The following is a 17676-nucleotide window of genomic DNA, read 5'->3' as shown; positions in this document are numbered from 1 at the left end:
CGAGGGACTTGAGCCTTTCGTGTTTTCAACCCGAGGAGTGACTTGTATGAGTTTCAAGCGACAACTGTTTGCTGCGTCCTTGTTTGCAGCCCTCGCCGCCGCCGGCATGGCGGCCCACGCACAGACCATACGGGTCGCGAACCAGGGCGACATGCTGTCGCTCGATCCGCACTCCCTCAACGAGGCGATGCAGCTGAGCTCCACGCAGAACGTCTACGAGACGCTGGCTGGACGCAACAAGGACCTGAGCCTGGCGCCACTTCTCGCAACCAGCTGGAAGCAGACGAGCCCCACGGTCTGGCGATTCGAATTGCGCAAGGGCGTGCAGTTTCATGACGGCACACCCTTCACGGCGGACGACGTGTTGTTCAGCCTGGCCCGCGCCGCCGGCGAAGGCTCGGACATGAACAGCTACACCAACGACATCAAGGAAGTGCGCAAGGTCAATGACCTCACGGTCGACATCGAGACCAAGGCGCCGTTCCCCATCCTGCCGGATGTGCTGTCGCAAGTGGCGATCATGAGCAAGAAGTGGTGCGAGGCCAATGGCGCGACCAAGCCGGTCGACCGCCGCAAGGGCATCGAGAACACGGCCTCTTTCAAGACCAACGGCACCGGTCCGTTCCGCGTCCGTGAACGGCAGCCCAACGTGCGCACGGTCTTCGTGCGCAACCCCAGCTACTGGGGCAAGGTCGAAAGCAACGCACAGGAAATCATCTTCACGCCGATCGCCAGTCCCGCCACGCGCGTGGCGGCCTTGCTGTCGGGCGAGATCGACGTCATGGAACCGGTGCCGGTTCAGGACATTGCGCGCGTCAACGCGACCACCACAGCCCGCGTCATCGTCGGCCCCGAATTGCGCACGGTGTTCCTCGGCATGGACCAGAAGCGCGACGAACTGCAGTACTCCAGCGTGAAGGGCAAGAACCCATTCAAGGACAAGCGCGTTCGCCAGGCCTTCTATCAATCGATCGACGTCGAAGGCATCAAGCGCACCGTCATGCGCGGCGCCTCGCGGCCGACGGCCTTGATGGTGGGCCCCGGCATCAATGGCTTCACCGAAGCGCAGGACAAGCGCCTGCCCTTCGACACGGAGGCGGCCAAGAAATTGTTGGCTGACGCGGGATATCCGCAAGGTTTCGAAGTATCGATGAACTGCCCCAACGACCGCTACGTGAACGACGCGCAGATCTGCCAGGCGGTGGCTGCGAACCTGGCGCGGATCAACGTCAAGGTCAACCTGGTGGTGGAGACCAAGGGCACGTACTTCCCCAAGATCCTGCGTCGCGACACGAGCTTCTACATGCTGGCCTGGACACCCTCGACCTACGACGCCCACAACGCGCTCAATGCGTTGATGGCCTGCGTGGACGACAAGGGTGCGGGGCAGTTCAACCTCGGTGCGTACTGCAATCCGAAACTGGATGCGCTCACCAGGCAGATCCAGTCGGAGACCGACACGACCAAGCGCAACGCGATGATCAAGGAAGCCTTCGCCGTGCATGCCGACGACGTGGGCCATCTGCCATTGCATCAACAATCCCTGGCCTGGGGTGTGAGCAAGAAGGTCTCGCTGACGCAACTGGCCGACAACTACATGCCTTTCAAGTGGATGAGCATCAAGTCTTCGGACTGACTTCACCGCGGGGCTTGTTGCGGTGAAGGGCGCATTGTTTCGCTGGTTCGACAGCGACATCGGCTACAGCTTCCGCACGTCGCCTGTGGCGATGGCGGCGGCTGTGATCGGCTTCGTGTGCCTGTTCTGTGCGGTGTTCGCGCCATGGGTGGCGCCGCACAATCCGTATGACCTCTCGACGCTCGAGCTGTCGGACGCGCGCCTGCCGCCCGCGTGGTTCGACGAAGGTTCGCGCAAGTACCTGCTCGGCACCGACGAGCAGGGCCGCGACATCGTTTCGACGCTCATGTACGGCGCCCGCATTTCGCTGGTCGTGGGCATCGTGTCTGTGCTCCTGTCGATGGTCGCCGGCGTTTCGCTGGGGCTCCTGGCGGGCTTTCGGGGCGGCTGGGTCGACGCCTTCCTGATGCGGCTGTGCGACGTGATGCTGTCGTTCCCTCCGATCCTCGTTGCACTTCTGATCGCGGGCGTGGGGCGCGCGCTGTTTCCCAACGCGCCGAACACCGTGGCTTTCGGTGTGCTGATTCTGGCCATTTCGCTGACCAAGTGGGTGGACTACGCGCGCACCGTGCGCGGCTCGACCATGGTGGAGCGCAACAAGGAGTACGTGCAGGCGGCGCGCGTCACCGGCGTCTCGTCCTTTCGCATCATGCGCAAGCACGTGTTGCCCAACGTGCTCGGCCCGGTGTTCGTGCTCTCGACCATTCAGGTGGCCACGGCCATCATCACCGAGGCCACGCTGTCTTTCCTGGGCGTGGGCGTGCCGCCGACATCGCCGTCGCTGGGCACCCTGATCAGCAATGGCAACCAGTTTCTTTTTTCAGGCGAGTGGTGGATGACGGTGTTTCCCGGTGCCACGCTCGTGCTGATCGCCCTGAGCGTCAACCTGCTGGGCGACTGGTTGCGCGACGCGCTCAATCCGCGCCTGCGCTGACCCTCCATCGAACACGTCCCCATGCCCCTGCTTGAAGTGCGCAACCTCGTCGTCGACATACCGGGGCGGCGCGGCAACTTGCGCGCCATCGATGACATCTCGCTGTCGATCGAGCCGGGTGAAGTGCTGGGCGTGGTGGGTGAATCGGGTGCCGGCAAGTCGCTCACCGGCGCGGCGATCATCGGCTTGCTGGAGCCGCCGGCCCGCATCGCGGACGGGCAGATCTGGCTGGAAGGCCAGCGCATCGACCGACTCAGCCACGCGCAGATGCGCCACATCCGAGGCAAGCGCATTGGCGCCATCTTCCAGGATCCACTGACCTCGCTCAACCCGCTCTACACCATCGGGCGGCAGCTGGAAGAAACCATCCGTGCCCACCTGCCGGTGACGCCTGCCGAAGCGCGCCGGCGTGCCATCGGCCTGCTGGAGGACACCGGCATTCCCGCCGCGGCGCAGCGCGTCGATCACTACCCGCACCAGTTTTCCGGCGGCATGCGACAGCGCGTCGTGATTGCGTTGGCGCTGGCGGCCGAGCCCACGCTCATCGTCGCGGATGAGCCCACCACGGCGCTGGACGTGTCGATCCAAGCCCAGATCATTGCCCTGCTCAAGCGCCTGTGCAGCGAGCGCGGCGCAGCGGTGATGCTCATCACGCACGACATGGGCGTGATCGCCGAAACCTGCGATCGCGTGGCTGTGATGTATGCCGGGCGCATTGCCGAGATGGGGCCGGTGCGCGAGGTCATCCACGCGCCGGCCCATCCCTACACCGCAGGCCTGATGGCGTCCATTCCCGATCTGGGCGTGGACCGTGAGCGCCTCAACCAGATCGATGGCGCCATGCCGCGCCTCAATGCCATTCCGGCGGGCTGCGCCTACCACCCGCGTTGCCCGCGCGTCTTCGAGCGATGCACCCAGCAGCGGCCCGACCTGATGAACGCCGGCGCGACGCGCGCGGCGTGCTGGCTGCATGATGCGGAGCATGGCCACGAGAGCCTGGGGAACCAGGTGGGAGCCCGATGAGCAACGCGCAATCGCTGGTGCAGGTCGACGACCTCTCCAGGACCTTCGACGTCTCGCCGCCCTGGCTCAACCGCGTGATCGAGCGGCGCCCGCGCGCCTTGCTGCACGCGGTGGACGGCGTCAGCTTTTCCATCGAACGTGGCAAGACGCTGGCGCTGGTGGGCGAATCCGGTTGCGGCAAAAGCACGGTGGCGCGTTTGCTGGTCGGCTTGTACGCGCCATCAAGAGGCACGGTGCAGTTCGACGGCATGGATGCGCATGCAACCTTTGCGTCACCCAGGGGACGCGCGTTGCGCAAGCGCATCCAGATGATTTTCCAGGACCCCTACGCGAGCCTCAACCCGCGTTGGAAGGTGCAGGACATCGTCGCGGAACCGCTGATCGAGCATGGATTGGTGACCGAACGCGAGGCCCTGCGTGCGCGCGTGGGCGCGCTGTTGAAATCCGTCGGCCTCAGCCCGCAGGACATGGCGAAGTACCCGCACCAGTTCTCGGGCGGGCAGCGCCAGCGCATTTCCATCGCCCGTGCGCTGGCCACGGCGCCGGAGTTCCTGGTGTGCGACGAGCCGACGTCTGCCCTGGATGTGAGCGTGCAGGCCCAGGTGCTCAACATCATGAAGGACCTGCAGCGCGAGCGCGGCCTGACCTACCTCTTCATTTCGCACAACCTGGCGGTCGTGCGCCACGTGAGCGACAGCGTGGGCGTGATGTATCTCGGGCGCGTGGTCGAGATCGCGGCCAAGAATGACCTGTTCACGACGCCGCGCCACCCCTACACGCGCATGCTGCTCGCGGCCATTCCGAAGATGCACGCCACCGGCGAGGCACGGACGCCCGTGCAGGGCGAGGTGCCCAATCCGCTGTCGCCGCCCACGGGCTGCGCGTTTCATCCGCGCTGCCCGCACGCGAACACACGCTGCTCAGCCGAGCGGCCGCAGTTGCTGACGATCGACGGCGTTCGCGTGGCCTGTCACGCGGTGGAAGAAGGCCGAATCTAAGGCGTCTGCCCAAGCGGCCCAGCAGGTCCTACTGTTCTTCGCCCCAAGCGAACCCGTCGCGCGCAATCATCGCGCTCGACGCACTGGGGCCCCAGGTCCCCGCCGCATACGGCCGCGGACCGCCATCCACACCCCACGAATCGATCAGCGGTTCCACCCAGCGCCACGCTTCTTCCTGTTCGTCGCGGCGAACGAAAAGATTGAGGCGGCCATCGATCACGTCCAGCAGCAGGCGCTCGTAGGCGCCCACGCGCTCGCCGCCGAAGCGCTTGTCGAAGTCCAGGTCGAGTTGCACTGGCGCGAGCGGCGGCGTTGCGCTGCGGCCGCTCCGTTGCCGGTTGTCCTGTGCTTGCGCCAGCAGGTGCAGTTCAAGTCCGTCCTTCGGTTGCAAGTTGATGACCAGCTTATTGGCGTTGCCCGTGGGCACCCGGAAAATGGCGTGCGGCGCCGCACGGAAGTTGACCTCGATGCGCGCATCGCGCGACGCCAGACGCTTGCCGGTGCGGATGTAGATCGGCACGCCCGCCCAGCGCCAGTTGGAAATTTCCGTGCGCAAGGCCACGAAGGTTTCAGTCTTGCTTTCAGGATCGACGCCGGGTTCTTCGCGGTAGCCGACCACGCGCTCGCCGTAGGCCGTGCCCGTCGCGTACTGACCGCGAATGGCGTGCAGGCCAATCGATTCCGGGGTCCAGTGCCGCAGCGAGCGCAGCACCTTGAGCTTCTCGTCTCGAATGGCATCGGCGTGCGAATTGATGGGCGGCTCCATGCCGATCGCGCACACCAGCTGCAACGCGTGGTTTTGCACCATGTCGCGCAAGGCGCCGGTCTGGTCATAAAACGCGCCGCGCTTTTCCACGCCGAGGTCTTCGGCGATGGTGATCTGGATGTTGGCAACGTGCTCGCGCCGCCAGATGGGCTCGAACAAGGCGTTGCCAAATCGCATGGCAAACAGGTTCTGGACAGACGGCTTGCCCAGGTAGTGGTCGATGCGAAAGATCTGGTTTTCGCTCAGCACCCGTTGCACGGTGTCGTTGATCTGGCGGTTGGACCTCAGGTCGTGGCCCAGCGGCTTTTCGAGCACGACGCGCGTGCGTGCGGTGTTCAGGCCAGCCGCGGCCACTTGCTCGACCACCGCTGTGAACAAGGCGGGTGCGGTGGCCACATACATCACCACCGTGTCGGCATTGCGCGAGTTGAGCATCTCCGCAAGATGGGCGAAGTCCTCCGGCTTGGTCACGTCCAGTCGCAGGAAATACAACATCGAGGCGAATGCCTTGAACTCCTCCGGGCTGGGCCGTTTGGAGCCTTCGACGGCCTTGAAGCGCGACTGAATCAGCTCGCGGTATTGGTCGTCGGACAGATCGTCGCGCGCCACGCCGATGATGCGCCCACCTTCGGGCAAGCTGCCGTGGCGAAAGGCCTGGAACAAGGCCGGCATCAGCTTGCGCCATGCAAGGTCGCCGGTACCACCAAAGAGAACGAGATCGAAACTCATGCGGGTCATCCGTTGTGTCGTCGTCAGGGGGCCGGCTTCCAGCTTTCGCGTAGCCGCGTCGGCGCAATGGTACTTGCGCCGACGCCCTGACCCGTAGCAGCGGGCTAACCTGTTCCCCGGAGGCGACACTCTCGCCCATTAGCGCCGGGCAAAACGCTATCGACCCGTGCGAATGACCTTGTCCACGTCGAAACCCAGCGTCCGCGCGTATTCGAGTTCGGCGGAAATCGTTGCTTCATCCAGTTGAGGTACGCGCGACAGCACCCACAGGTACTCCCGATCGGGCGTGCCCACCAGCGAGACCTGGTAGTCGCGGTCGAGCTTGAGAATCCAGTAGTCGCCCCAGATCATCGGCACCCAGCCCAGCCACGAAGGCGCAAAGCGCACCTTCAACTGGCCTGCGCCCGGTTGTCCCGGAACGCGCACGACGCGCGCCACGCCCACGGATTCGTCCACGGTTCCCGCGTCATCGACGACGCACTGGTTGCGCACCTGCACGGTGCCATCGGGCAGCGGTGTGTATTCGGCCGTCACGGACCCTGCGCACTGCTTTTCGAAGCGATTGGGCAGCCGCGCCTGCTCATGCCAGAGCCCGGCGTAGCGGATGAGGTCCACCGGCGCGACAGCTTGCAGAGGTGCCCGCATCAAGGGTGAACCGTCGGCGGGGCCCACGGGGTCGACAGCTCTGCGCGCTGCGGCCCGACTGCTGCCCAGCGCCACCAGTGCCACGGCTCCGCCCACGGCGAAGGCCGTGGCCAGCGTGCCCATCGAGGCGCCCCGCGCCACAGGCTTGTCGTCGTGCGCGAGCATCAGGGGGTCTTGCTTGTAGAAAGGCATGGATCAATCTCCCGGTGAATGCAAGCTTTCAAGGTATCTGCCGGCCCGTCTCAGGGTCGTCAGCCGGGGACGACACGCGCTGTAGTTTTGCGGCGGGATAATGGTTCGCATGAACCAGCTCGAAGCCCTCCGCCAATGGACCACCGTGGTTGCTGACACCGGTGACTTTCGCCAACTCGACGCCTTCAAGCCGCAGGATGCGACCACCAACCCGTCGCTCATCCTCAAGGCGGTGCAGAAGGCCGACTACCGGCCGCTGCTGGATGAAACGCTCAAGAAACACCGCGGCGAGCCGATGGACGAGATCATCGACCGCCTGTTGGTCCGATTCGGCACCGAAATCCTCTCGATCATTCCCGGCCGCGTGTCCACCGAAGTCGATGCGCGCCTGAGCTTCGACACAGAGGCCACCATGGCGCGCGCCGAGCGCATCGTGGCGCTCTATCGCGCCGAGGGCATCGATACGCAAAAGCGCCTGCTCATCAAGGTGGCATCGACCTGGGAAGGCATCGAGGCGGCCCGCATGCTCGAGAAGAAGGGCATCCACACCAACCTCACCCTGCTGTTCTCCTTTGCGCAGGCCGTGGCGTGCGGCGCGGCGGGCGTCAAGCTCATCTCGCCTTTCGTGGGGCGCATCTACGACTGGTACAAGAAGTCCGCGGGTGCCAAGTGGGACGAAGCGGCCAGCGCCGGCGCCAACGACCCCGGCGTGAAGTCGGTGCGCCAGATCTTCGACTACTACAAGCACCACGGCATCGCGACCGAAGTCATGGGCGCGAGCTTTCGCAACACGGGCCAGATCGCGGCACTGGCCGGCTGCGACCTGCTGACCATCAGCCCCGAACTGCTGGCGGAACTGGCGGCGAGCAACGCGCCCCTGACCCACGCCCTCGACCCGCAGGCGGCCAAGGATCAGGACATTGCCCGCGTCGATCTGAACGAGGCATCATTCCGCTTCGCGCTCAACGAAGACGCGATGGCGACCGAAAAGCTCGCCGAAGGCATCCGGGCCTTTGCGGCGGACGCCGTCAAACTTGAAAAGCTGATGGAGGCTTCATGACCGTTCGATGCGACCGCACCCCCGCATGGAAAGAATTGCGCGCCCATTTCGATGAAACGGCCAAAGACTTTGACGTGCGAGAGGCCTTCAAGGCGGAAGCATCGCGTTTCGACGCCTTCAGCCAGAAGGCGCCCCAGGTTTTCGCCGACCTGTCGAAGAACCTGATCGACGGCAAGGCGCAAGACCTGCTGTTCAAGCTGGCCCGGCAGTCCGGCCTGCAGGCGCGCATTGACGCCATGTTTGCCGGTGAGCACATCAACGTTACGGAAGACCGTGCCGTCATGCATTTCTTGCTGCGCGCCGAGGCGGCCCTTCCGACGAGCCTCGCCCACGGCACGATCAAGAGCCTGGGCGCAGATCTGACCCAGGTGCGTACCACGCTGGATGCCATGCTGGCCTACGCGGAAACGGTGCGCGCCGACCACACCATCACCGACGTGGTGAACATCGGCATTGGCGGCTCCGACCTGGGCCCGCAGATGGCGGTGCTGGCGCTCGACGAGTTCGTGGCGCCGGGCAAGCGCTTTCACTTTGTTTCGAACGTCGACGGCCATGAACTGGCTGGCGTGCTCAAGGGCTTGGCGCCGGAGCACACGCTGTTCCTCATCGCCTCCAAGACCTTCACCACGGCCGAAACCATGACCAATGCGCGTTCGGCCAAGCGCTGGTTCGAGCAGTCGGGCGGCACCGACATCGCCCGCCACTTTGCGGCCCTGACCACCAACGTGGCAGCGGCCAACGAATTCGGCATCGACACCACCTTCGGCTTCTGGGACTGGGTGGGCGGGCGCTATTCCATGTGGTCCGCCATCGGCTTGCCCATCGCGCTGGCCATTGGCGCGGACGGCTTCCGGGCGCTGCTGGCTGGTGCCCACGCAATGGACGAGCACTTCCGCACCGCGCCGCTGGAGCAGAACCTGCCCGTTCGCCTGGGCCTGCTCGACGTCTGGTATCGCAACTTCCACGGCTTCACGAGCCGCAGCATTGCGCCGTACCACAGCGCACTCAAGCGCCTGCCGGCCTACCTGCAGCAGCTTGAAATGGAAAGCAACGGCAAGCGCGTCGACCTGAATGGCGATGCCTTGCCCTTCGGCACCTCGCCGGTGTTGTGGGGCGAGCCTGGCACCAATGGCCAGCACGCCTATTTCCAGATGCTGCATCAGGGCACGGACGTGGTGCCGCTGGAATTCGTGGCCGTGCGAGACGCCGCGCATGACCTGCCGGGCCATCACCCCAAGTTGCTGGCCAATGCGCTGGCGCAGGCGCAGGCGCTGATGGTCGGGAAGCACGACGCAGGCGGCCACCGCAACTTTCCCGGCAATCGGCCGAGCACCTTCTTCGTGCTGGAGAAACTCACGCCGGAATCGCTGGGCGCTTTCCTGGCGATGTACGAACACCGCGTGTTCACCAGCGGCGCGCTGTGGGGCATCAACAGTTTTGACCAGTGGGGTGTGGAACTCGGCAAGGTGCTCGCCACGAACATCGAGCCGCGGCTGGGTTCCGGCGATGTCTCCGGACTGGACGCGTCAACCGCGGGCCTCCTGGCGCGCCTTCGCAAGGCCTGACCGGCCGCAGCCGCCTGCGCCGCGGCTTAAAGACTTTGTCAAATATTGTGTCTGCGCCGATATGATGACCCGGGGGATTTGCCCCTGGGGAATCAAAAAGAGGAGTTGGCACATGAACTATCTTCAGGCCGTCCAGACCTGCTTGCGCAAGTACGTTGATTTTTCCGGGCGAGCGTCCCGGCCCGAGTTCTGGTGGTTCGCGTTGTTCCAGTTCATCGTGCTGGTCATCGCCTCCTTCCTGGGAAAAGCGATCTACACCATCGTCGCGTTGGCGCTGGTGCTGCCTTCGCTGGCGGTCGGAGCGCGGCGGCTTCACGACATCGGCAAGAGTGGCTGGTTCCTGCTGATCAACCTGGTCCCGGTCATCGGCATCCTGGTGCTGATCTATTTCTGGGTGCAGCCCGCGCAAGCCGAGGGCAACGCCTTCGGTGCGCTGCCCCCGTGATGCCCCTTGTCACATCCTGTATTGCTGACATCAGGGAATTCACTAGTCAATCGGTGCATAGAAGTATCGGCATTGACCATGTAAGTACCAAATCCTGAAGGACGAGTCTCCAGAATTCGGCCACGGCGTTCACCGAAGCCGCCGACAACAAGGAGACCAGTCCATGAAGCAATTCCTGAAGGCGAGTGTTGCGCTCGCGATCGCCGGCGCCGGCTTCGCTGCCAACGCCGCCACCGAACTCGTCATCGCGACCGTCAACAACGGCCACATGATCGAGATGCAGAAGCTCACGCCTTTCTTCGAAAAGGCCAACCCTGACATCAAGATCAAGTGGGTGACGCTGGAGGAGGGCACGCTGCGCCAGCGTGTCACCACTGACATCGCCACCAAGGGCGGCCAGTTCGACGTGATGACCATCGGCCTGTATGAGACGCCGATCTGGTCGAAGAAGGGCTGGCTCAAGCCCATCACCACCGACGCCGCCTACGACGTGGACGACCTGCTGCCGGCCATCCGCAGTGGCCTGTCGATGGACGGCAAGCTGTACGCCGCACCGTTCTACGGCGAGAGCTCGATGCTCATGTACCGCAAGGACCTGGCCGACAAGGCCGGCATCAAGATTCCCGACCAGCCGACCTGGGCGCAGGTCAAGGAATTTGCCGACAAGGCCAACGACCCGAAGGCCGGCGTCTACGGCATGTGCCTGCGCGGCAAGCCGGGCTGGGGCGACAACATGGCCTTCCTGACGACGCTGGTCAACACCAACGGCGGCCAATGGTTTGACATGAAGTGGCAGCCGCAGATCGACACCAAGCCGTGGAAGGACGCGATCACCTTCTACGTCGACATCATGAAGAAGAACGGCCCGCCCGGCGCGTCGGCCAACAGCTTCAACGAGAACCTGGCCTTGTTCAACGAAGGCAAGTGCGCGATGTGGGTGGACGCGACCATCGCGGCCTCGTTCATTTCAGATCCCAAGCAGTCGAAGGTCGCCGACAAGGTGGCCTACGCGCAGGCACCGGTTGCTGTCACGCCCAAGGGTGCGAACTGGCTGTGGTCGTGGAACCTCGCGATCCCGGCCAGTTCCACCAAGGACGAAGCGGCGCAGAAGTTCATCAAGTGGGCCACGTCGAAGGAATACATCCAGCTCGTTGCCAAGGAAACCGGTTGGAACACGGTGCCCACTGGCACGCGCAAGTCGACCTATGCGAATCCTGAATTCCAGAAGGTCGCCAAGTTTGCGGATGCAGAGAAGAAGGCGATCGACTCGGCCAACCCTAACGACAGCACGCTGCCCAAGTCGCCGTATGTCGGCGTGCAGTACGCGGCCATTCCGGAGTTCCAGGCGATTGGCGTGGCCGTGGGCCAGCAGATGAGTGCGGCGCTGTCGGGCAAGGTCACGGTCGACCAGGCGCTGAAGACGGCGCAGACCGCGGCCGAGCGTGAGATGAAGAAGGGTGGCTACTACAAGTAGCCCGACTTCTTCCCTCTCCCTCCCCTTCCGGGGGAGGGTCGGGGTGGGGGCGCGCTGCGCATCCAATGCGATGCAGCGGTAAAAAACGCGCAGCCCCCATCCCTGCCTTCCCCCGGAGGGGGAAGGAGCCAGAGACCACACCAAGGGATCGAAAAATGACAAGACTCCTGCCCCGGGCGCTGATGGCGCCAGCCGTGCTCACGCTCTTCCTGTGGATGATCGTGCCGCTCGTGATGACGCTGTACTTCTCCTTCGTGACGTACAACCTCATGCAACCCGGCGACCGCCCGTTCGCTGGCCTGGAGAACTTCCACTACTTCATCACCGACCCGGATTTCTGGCCGGCGGTGGCGAACACGATGACGCTGATCGGCAGCGTCATCCTCATCACCGTGATCTTCGGCGTGCTGCTGGCGCTGCTGGTGAACGAGCCCTTTCCGGGACGCGGCATCGTGCGTGTGCTGCTGATCTCGCCCTTCTTCGTCATGCCCACGGTCAACGCGCTGCTGTGGAAACACATGATGATGAACCCGATCTACGGCGTGCTGGCCGACGTGTGGCGAGCCTTCGGCGCGCAGCCGATCGACTGGCTCACCGACGTGCCGCTGCTGTCGGTGATCATCATGGTGGCCTGGCAATGGTTGCCCTTTGCCTGCCTCATCTTCATCACCTCGCTGCAGTCGCTCGACCGCGAGCAGATGGAAGCGGCGCGCATGGACGGCGCCAATGCCTTCCAGCGCTTCTTCTATCTCACGGTGCCGCACCTCGGCCGGCCGATGGCGGTCGTGATCATGATCGAGATGATCTTCTTGCTGAGCGTGTTCGCGGAGATCGCCATCACCACCAACGGCGGGCCGGGCAACGAGAGCACCAACCTCACCTACATGATCTTCAAGCAGTCGCTGATGAACTTCGACGTGGGCGTGGCTTCGGCAGGGGCGCTGTTCGCGGTGATCCTGGCGAACATCGTGGCGGCCTTCTTGGTCCGCATCATCGGCAAGAACCTCGACTGAGCGGAGAACAACATCATGCAACCCAATCCGTTGTTCACCGTGTTGCGCGCCGTTGGGGCCTGGGGCGCGGCGCTGCTGCTGTTCTTTCCGCTGGGCTGGCTCTTCCTCACCGCGTTCAAGACCGAGCTGCAGGCCATCCACGTGCCGCCGCTCTTCATCTTCGAGCCGACGATGGAGAACTTCAGCGAAGTTCAGCGCCGCAGCGACTACCTGCTGTATGCGCGCAACTCGCTCATCACGAGCGTGGGCTCGACCATCCTCGGCCTGCTGATCGCGGCGCCCGCGGCTTATTCGATGGCCTTCTTTCGCACGAAGCGCACGCGCGACATCCTCATGTGGATGCTGTCGACCAAGATGATGCCGGCCGTCGGCGCACTGGTGCCGATCTACGTGCTGGCGCAGACCGCCGGCATGCTCGACTCGATCCCGGCGCTCATCATCGTGTTCACGCTGTCGAACCTGCCGATCATGGTGTGGATGCTCTACACGAGCTACAAGGACATTCCCAACGAGATCCTCGAAGCGGCGCGCATGGACGGCGCCAGCATCTGGACCGAGTTCCGCCATGTGGTGATGCCGCTGTCGGTGGGGGGGCTCGCATCCTGCGGCCTGCTGTGCCTGGTGCTGAGCTGGAACGAAGCCTTCTGGGCCTTGAACCTGGTGTCGGCCAAGGCGGGCACGCTGGCCACGCTGATCTCGCAGTACTCGAGCCCTGAAGGCTTGTTCTGGGCCAAGTTGTCGGCGGCATCGCTCATGGCCATCGCGCCCATCGTCGTGTTCGGCTGGTTCAGCCAGAAGCAACTGGTGCAAGGCCTCACCTTCGGCGCGGTCAAGTAAGAAATCAAGGAGAGACACAACATGGCTTACCTCGAACTGCGCAACATCACCAAGAGCTTTGGCGACGCGCACATCATCAAGGGCGTCAACCTGGAGATCCAGAAGGGCGAGTTCATCGTGTTCGTGGGCCCGTCGGGTTGCGGCAAATCGACGCTGCTGCGCCTCATCGCCGGGCTGGAGCCGACGACGAGCGGGCAGATCATGCTCGACGGCAAGGACATCACGAACCTCGCCTCCGGCAAGCGCGACCTCGCGATGGTGTTCCAGAGCTACGCGCTGTATCCGCACATGAGCGTGGCCGACAACATGTCCTTCGCGCTCAAGCTGGCCGGCGTGAACAAGGAAGAGATCAAGAAAAAGGTCGACTACGCCGCGAAGCAGCTGAACCTCACGCAGTACCTCACGCGCACGCCCAAGGAACTGTCGGGCGGGCAGCGGCAGCGCGTGGCCATCGGCCGCGCCATCGTTCGCGCGCCGAAGGTGTTCCTGTTCGACGAGCCGCTGTCCAACCTCGATGCAGCCTTGCGCGGCAACACGCGCGTCGAGATCCACAAGCTGCACGTCTCACTGGGCGCCACCAGCATCTACGTGACGCACGACCAGGTCGAGGCCATGACGCTGGCCGATCGCGTGGTGGTGCTGAAGGACGGCCTCATCGAGCAGGTCGGCACGCCGATGGAGCTTTACGACCGTCCGGTGAATCGCTTTGTCGCACAGTTCATCGGCATGCCGTCGATGAACTTGGTGCCGGCTTCCGCCATTCCCAGCTTCTCTTCGCAAACCGGTGGCAAGCTGCCGAGCGATGGCTTCCTGGGCGTGCGCCCGGAGGGCCTCGTCGTGCATCCGCAAAGCGGCAATGGCGTGGCGGGCAAGGTGGACCTGATCGAGGCACTGGGCGCCGACACGCTCATCCACGTCGACGTTGGCGGTGTGCCGCTCATCGCGCGGCAGAACGAACGCACGCCGCTGCGCGTGGGCGACGACGTGGCGGTCGAGCTCGACCCGTCGGTGCTGCATCTGTTCAATCGCGAAGGCCAGACGCTCGCCGCCTGACCCTCCACACGAAAGCCTGAAGTGACACTCCCAGCAGTCCCGGACACGAACGCCGTGGTGCTCCACTTGGGCCTCGGCTCCTTCCACCGTGCACACCAGGCGGTCTATGTGCAAGCGCTGCGCGACACCGGCGACAAGACCTGGGCAATCAGCGGTGCCAACCTTCGGCCCGACATGGCCGATGTGTTGGCTGCGCTGAAAGCCCAAGGAGGTGCGTACACGCTCGAAACAGTGTCGCCCGCGGGTCAGTTCCGTTATCAGCGCATCGAATCGATTCGCGAGGTGCTGCCCTTCGAGCCGACGCTGGCATCCGTCATCGAGCGCGGCGCCGACCCGTCCACGCGCATCATCTCTTTCACCGTCACCGAGGCGGGCTACTACCTCGACGCCAAGGATCAGCTCGACCTGAGCTTCGCCGACTTGGCCGGCGACATCGAACGCGCGCGAAAGGGAGAGCCGGGCACGACCATTTACGGTGCGATCTGCGCCATCCTGCGTGCGCGCATGGCGGCGGGCAGCGGCCCCGTGACGCTGCTCAACTGCGACAACCTGCGCCACAACGGCGAGCGCTCCCGCAAGGGCCTGCTCGAGTTCATCGAGCGCAGCGGCGACGCCGCCTTGAAAGCATGGGTCCAGACAAACACGACCAGTCCCAACGCGATGGTCGATCGCATCACGCCACGGCCACCGCCCGAGTTGCGTGAGCGCGTTCGCCAGGCCACGGGCTGGGACGACGCTGCGCCCATCAGCGGCGAAAGCTTCATCCAGTGGGTGATCGAAGACAACTTCATCGCCGGCCGACCCGCGTGGGAGCGCGTCGGCGTGCAGATGGTCGAATCGGTCCAGCCCTATGAAGAGGCCAAGATCCGGGTGCTCAACGCCTCGCACAGTTGCATTGCATGGGCCGGCACGCTTGCCGGCATGCAATACATCCACGAGGGTGCGCTCACACCTGCGATCCGGCGGCTCGCGTACGCCTACGTCACCGACGACGTGATTCCCTGCCTGAACGTGCCGGGCGCGCCCAGCCCGGTCGACCTGCCGGCCTATCGCGACGTGGTGCTCGAACGCTTCGGCAACGCCGCCGTGCGCGACACCAACCAGCGCGTGGCGATGGATGGCTTTTCCAAGATCCCGGGTTTCATCGCGCCGACGGTGCGCGAGCGGCTCGCGGCCGGTGGATCCGTTGCCAGCGTCGCGGTGCTGCCGGCCCTGTTCCTCGCCTTCCTGCGCCGCTGGCATCGCGGTGCGCTGCCCTATGCCTATGAAGACCAGGCCATGGACCCGGCCGCGGCGCATGCCATCTGCGAAGCGGCGGATCCAGTGGCGGCTTTTTGCGCCAACGCGTCCTTGTGGGGCGCGAACGCAAGTGACCCGCGACTGGTGGACGCCATACGACAAGCGAGCCGCCGCAATGCGGCATTGATGGGAGACGACGCGCCATGAGCCATCGACTGAAAGACCGCCACGTGCTGGTGACCGGCGCCGGAGGCGGCATCGGCCTGGCCATCGCCCGGGCGTGCATTGCCGAGGGCGCGCGCTGCAGCGTGGTCGATCGCAACGCCGGGGCGCCCCCGGATGTTCGAACGCTCGCGCAAGCGTACCCCGAGGCGCTGCACTACATCGCCGCGGACGTGACGCGCACTTCGGACATTGCCGGCATGCTGCGGTCGGCGCTCGCAAGATTCGGCGACGTGCACACGCTGGTCAACAACGCGGCCGTGTTCGAGATGGCGCCCTTGCTGGAGGCGGACGAAGCGTCCTTCGATCGCTTGTTCGCCGTCAACGTCAAGGGCATGTTCTTCGTGATGCAGGCGGTGCTTCGTCACATGACCGACGTGGGAACGGCCGGAGCCAGCATCATCAACCTTGCCTCGCAAGCAGGCCGGCGCGGCGAAGCGCTGGTCGCTCACTATTGCGCCACCAAAGCAGCCGTCATCAGCTACACGCAAAGCGCCGCGCTGGCGATGGCGCCGCACGGCATCCGCGTCAACGCGATTTCGCCCGGCGTGGTCGACACCCCGATGTGGGACCAGGTCGACGGCCTGTTCGCCAAATACGAGAACCTGAAGCCCGGCGAGAAGAAGCGCCAGGTGGGCCTCGACGTGCCCTTGGGCCGCATGGGCACGCCTGCCGACATTGCGGACGCGGCCGTGTTCCTGGCGAGCGACGAGGCCCGGTACATCACCGCGCAGACACTGAATGTCGACGGTGGTAATGTCATGAGCTGAAAGCCGTCGTATCCATGACCATCGCCGCGCGTCATCGCCAAGTGCCCCGCCAGCGTCAGCCCGAGATGGAGCGCGACTGTTCGCGCTCGCCTGCGCTGGGCTACGAAACGCCGGAAGAAGCCGGCCTCGTGCGTTGCCTGGTGCATGGCTACCCGACGCCGCTCGCGCGCTGGCATTTTCATGACGAATACGAACTGCACCTCATCACCGAGACCTCGGGCAAGGCCTTCATTGGCGACTGGATCGGTCCCTTCCAGCCGGGACATCTGGTGCTGTGCGGTCCGCGGCTGCCGCACAACTGGGTGTCTTTCGACGTGCCCGAAAGCGGTGTGGCAGAACGCGACCTTGTCATCCAGTTTCATCATCAGCCCTTCGAGCGGGCCGCGGGCGACATCCCCGAACTGCGCGAGGTAATGCAACTGTTGGAACGCGCGCGCAACGGCATCGAATTCTTCGGCATGTCCGAACGTGCGCGGGCGCATTGGGACCACGTGAAGGGCTCGCGCGGCTTGCGTCGCTTCGGCCTGTTCTGCGAGTTCCTTGCCGACCTGGCGCAATGCACGGACTACCGGCTCCTGTCCAACGTGCAGATGCAGGGCGCGGAGGGCGATGCGCAAGTCGACCAGATCAATGGCGTGGTCAACCGCATCGTCGCCAACGTCGGCGAGCCCATCAGCATGGCGGATGTGGCGGCCGAACTGGGCATGAGCGAAAGCCGCTTCAGCCGCTTTTTCAGGCGCTCAACGGGCAACAGCTTCACCGACTTCGTCAACCACGTGCGCATCAACAGCGCCTGCCATCTGCTGATGCAGACCGATCACTTCGTGACCGACATCTGCTATCAGGTCGGCTTCAACAACGTCGCCAACTTCAATCGCCGTTTTCTGGAAATCAAGGGCATGACGCCCACCGAATTCCGGCGGCAGTCCGACAGTCGCTTCAGCGGCGCGCATTGACAGCGCTTGCGCCTGGAGCACGGCGGGCGGTCCAGGGTGACATTCCATCGCCTTGGTCAAACACAACCGCACGCGTAAAAAAGATCCGGGCATATTGCCCAAAAGCCCAGAGTACTTAG

Annotated in this window: 16 protein-coding genes; 14 read left to right on the top strand and 2 right to left on the bottom strand. The window is 64.4% G+C overall.

Going from position 1 to position 17676, the window contains the following annotated elements:
- Window positions 1–46: 46 nt before the first annotated feature.
- From QTI66_RS20190 to QTI66_RS20175, 4 genes are read left to right on the top strand one after another with little or no spacing between them, the layout of a single operon-like run.
- Window positions 47–1636, top strand: coding sequence for an ABC transporter substrate-binding protein (locus tag QTI66_RS20190; protein WP_286561641.1), 1590 nt, complete (start codon window positions 47–49; stop codon window positions 1634–1636).
- A 22-nt stretch (window positions 1637–1658) separates the two neighbouring features.
- The gene (locus QTI66_RS20185) at window positions 1659–2570 is read left to right on the top strand and encodes an ABC transporter permease (protein ID WP_286561640.1); all 912 of its coding nucleotides are present in this window, start codon (window positions 1659–1661) and stop codon (window positions 2568–2570) included.
- Between the two features lie 21 nt (window positions 2571–2591).
- Entirely contained in the window at window positions 2592–3593 is a 1002-nt protein-coding gene (locus tag QTI66_RS20180) for an ABC transporter ATP-binding protein (protein WP_286561639.1), read from the top strand.
- Window positions 3590–4591, top strand: coding sequence for an ABC transporter ATP-binding protein (locus QTI66_RS20175; protein ID WP_286561638.1), 1002 nt, complete (start codon window positions 3590–3592; stop codon window positions 4589–4591). Before QTI66_RS20180 ends, QTI66_RS20175 begins: the two co-directional genes overlap by 4 nt.
- A gap of 28 nt (window positions 4592–4619) precedes the next feature.
- On the opposite strand, the gene zwf is transcribed toward QTI66_RS20175, so the two are convergent.
- Both zwf and QTI66_RS20165 read right to left on the bottom strand, forming a co-directional pair.
- Window positions 4620–6086, bottom strand: a complete 1467-nt coding sequence (gene zwf / locus QTI66_RS20170; protein WP_286561637.1) for a glucose-6-phosphate dehydrogenase — start codon at window positions 6084–6086, stop codon at window positions 4620–4622.
- A 156-nt stretch (window positions 6087–6242) separates the two neighbouring features.
- Window positions 6243–6896 carry a lipocalin family protein gene (locus QTI66_RS20165; RefSeq protein ID WP_444815033.1) on the bottom strand — a complete coding sequence of 218 codons (654 nt, stop codon included), beginning with the start codon at window positions 6894–6896 and terminating at the stop codon, window positions 6243–6245.
- Window positions 6897–7032: 136 nt separating this feature from the next.
- Between QTI66_RS20165 and tal the strand changes: the two genes are divergently transcribed.
- From tal to QTI66_RS20115, 10 genes are all read left to right on the top strand, one after another.
- Entirely contained in the window at window positions 7033–7983 is a 951-nt protein-coding gene (tal, locus tag QTI66_RS20160) for a transaldolase (protein ID WP_286561635.1), read from the top strand.
- On the top strand, window positions 7980–9548 hold the full coding sequence (gene pgi, locus QTI66_RS20155; protein WP_286561634.1) for a glucose-6-phosphate isomerase: 1569 nt from the start codon (window positions 7980–7982) through the stop codon (window positions 9546–9548). The genes tal and pgi overlap by 4 nt, the downstream gene beginning before the upstream one ends.
- Before the next feature lie 112 nt (window positions 9549–9660).
- Window positions 9661–9993, top strand: coding sequence for a DUF805 domain-containing protein (locus QTI66_RS20150; RefSeq protein WP_286561633.1), 333 nt, complete (start codon window positions 9661–9663; stop codon window positions 9991–9993).
- Window positions 9994–10156: 163 nt separating this feature from the next.
- Window positions 10157–11467 carry an ABC transporter substrate-binding protein gene (locus QTI66_RS20145; RefSeq protein WP_286561632.1) on the top strand — a complete coding sequence of 437 codons (1311 nt, stop codon included), beginning with the start codon at window positions 10157–10159 and terminating at the stop codon, window positions 11465–11467.
- A 155-nt stretch (window positions 11468–11622) separates the two neighbouring features.
- Window positions 11623–12480: a carbohydrate ABC transporter permease gene (locus QTI66_RS20140; protein WP_286561631.1), complete on the top strand. Its 858-nt coding sequence runs from the start codon at window positions 11623–11625 to the stop codon at window positions 12478–12480.
- 15 nt (window positions 12481–12495) lie between these two features.
- Window positions 12496–13317: a carbohydrate ABC transporter permease gene (locus QTI66_RS20135; protein ID WP_286561630.1), complete on the top strand. Its 822-nt coding sequence runs from the start codon at window positions 12496–12498 to the stop codon at window positions 13315–13317.
- Between the two features lie 21 nt (window positions 13318–13338).
- Window positions 13339–14370, top strand: coding sequence for an ABC transporter ATP-binding protein (locus QTI66_RS20130; protein WP_286561629.1), 1032 nt, complete (start codon window positions 13339–13341; stop codon window positions 14368–14370).
- 57 nt (window positions 14371–14427) lie between these two features.
- Window positions 14428–15816, top strand: a complete 1389-nt coding sequence (gene dalD, locus QTI66_RS20125; protein ID WP_286561982.1) for a D-arabinitol 4-dehydrogenase — start codon at window positions 14428–14430, stop codon at window positions 15814–15816.
- On the top strand, window positions 15813–16601 hold the full coding sequence (locus QTI66_RS20120; protein ID WP_286561628.1) for an L-iditol 2-dehydrogenase: 789 nt from the start codon (window positions 15813–15815) through the stop codon (window positions 16599–16601). The genes dalD and QTI66_RS20120 overlap by 4 nt, the downstream gene beginning before the upstream one ends.
- Before the next feature lie 14 nt (window positions 16602–16615).
- Window positions 16616–17557: an AraC family transcriptional regulator gene (locus QTI66_RS20115; protein ID WP_286561627.1), complete on the top strand. Its 942-nt coding sequence runs from the start codon at window positions 16616–16618 to the stop codon at window positions 17555–17557.
- Window positions 17558–17676 lie beyond the last annotated feature (119 nt).

The sequence above is a fragment of the Variovorax brevis genome (genome assembly GCF_030317105.1).
Taxonomy (GTDB): domain Bacteria; phylum Pseudomonadota; class Gammaproteobacteria; order Burkholderiales; family Burkholderiaceae_C; genus Variovorax; species Variovorax brevis.
The sequence above is the reverse complement of the archived record's forward strand: the minus strand, read 5'-3'. Positions and strand labels throughout refer to the sequence as shown.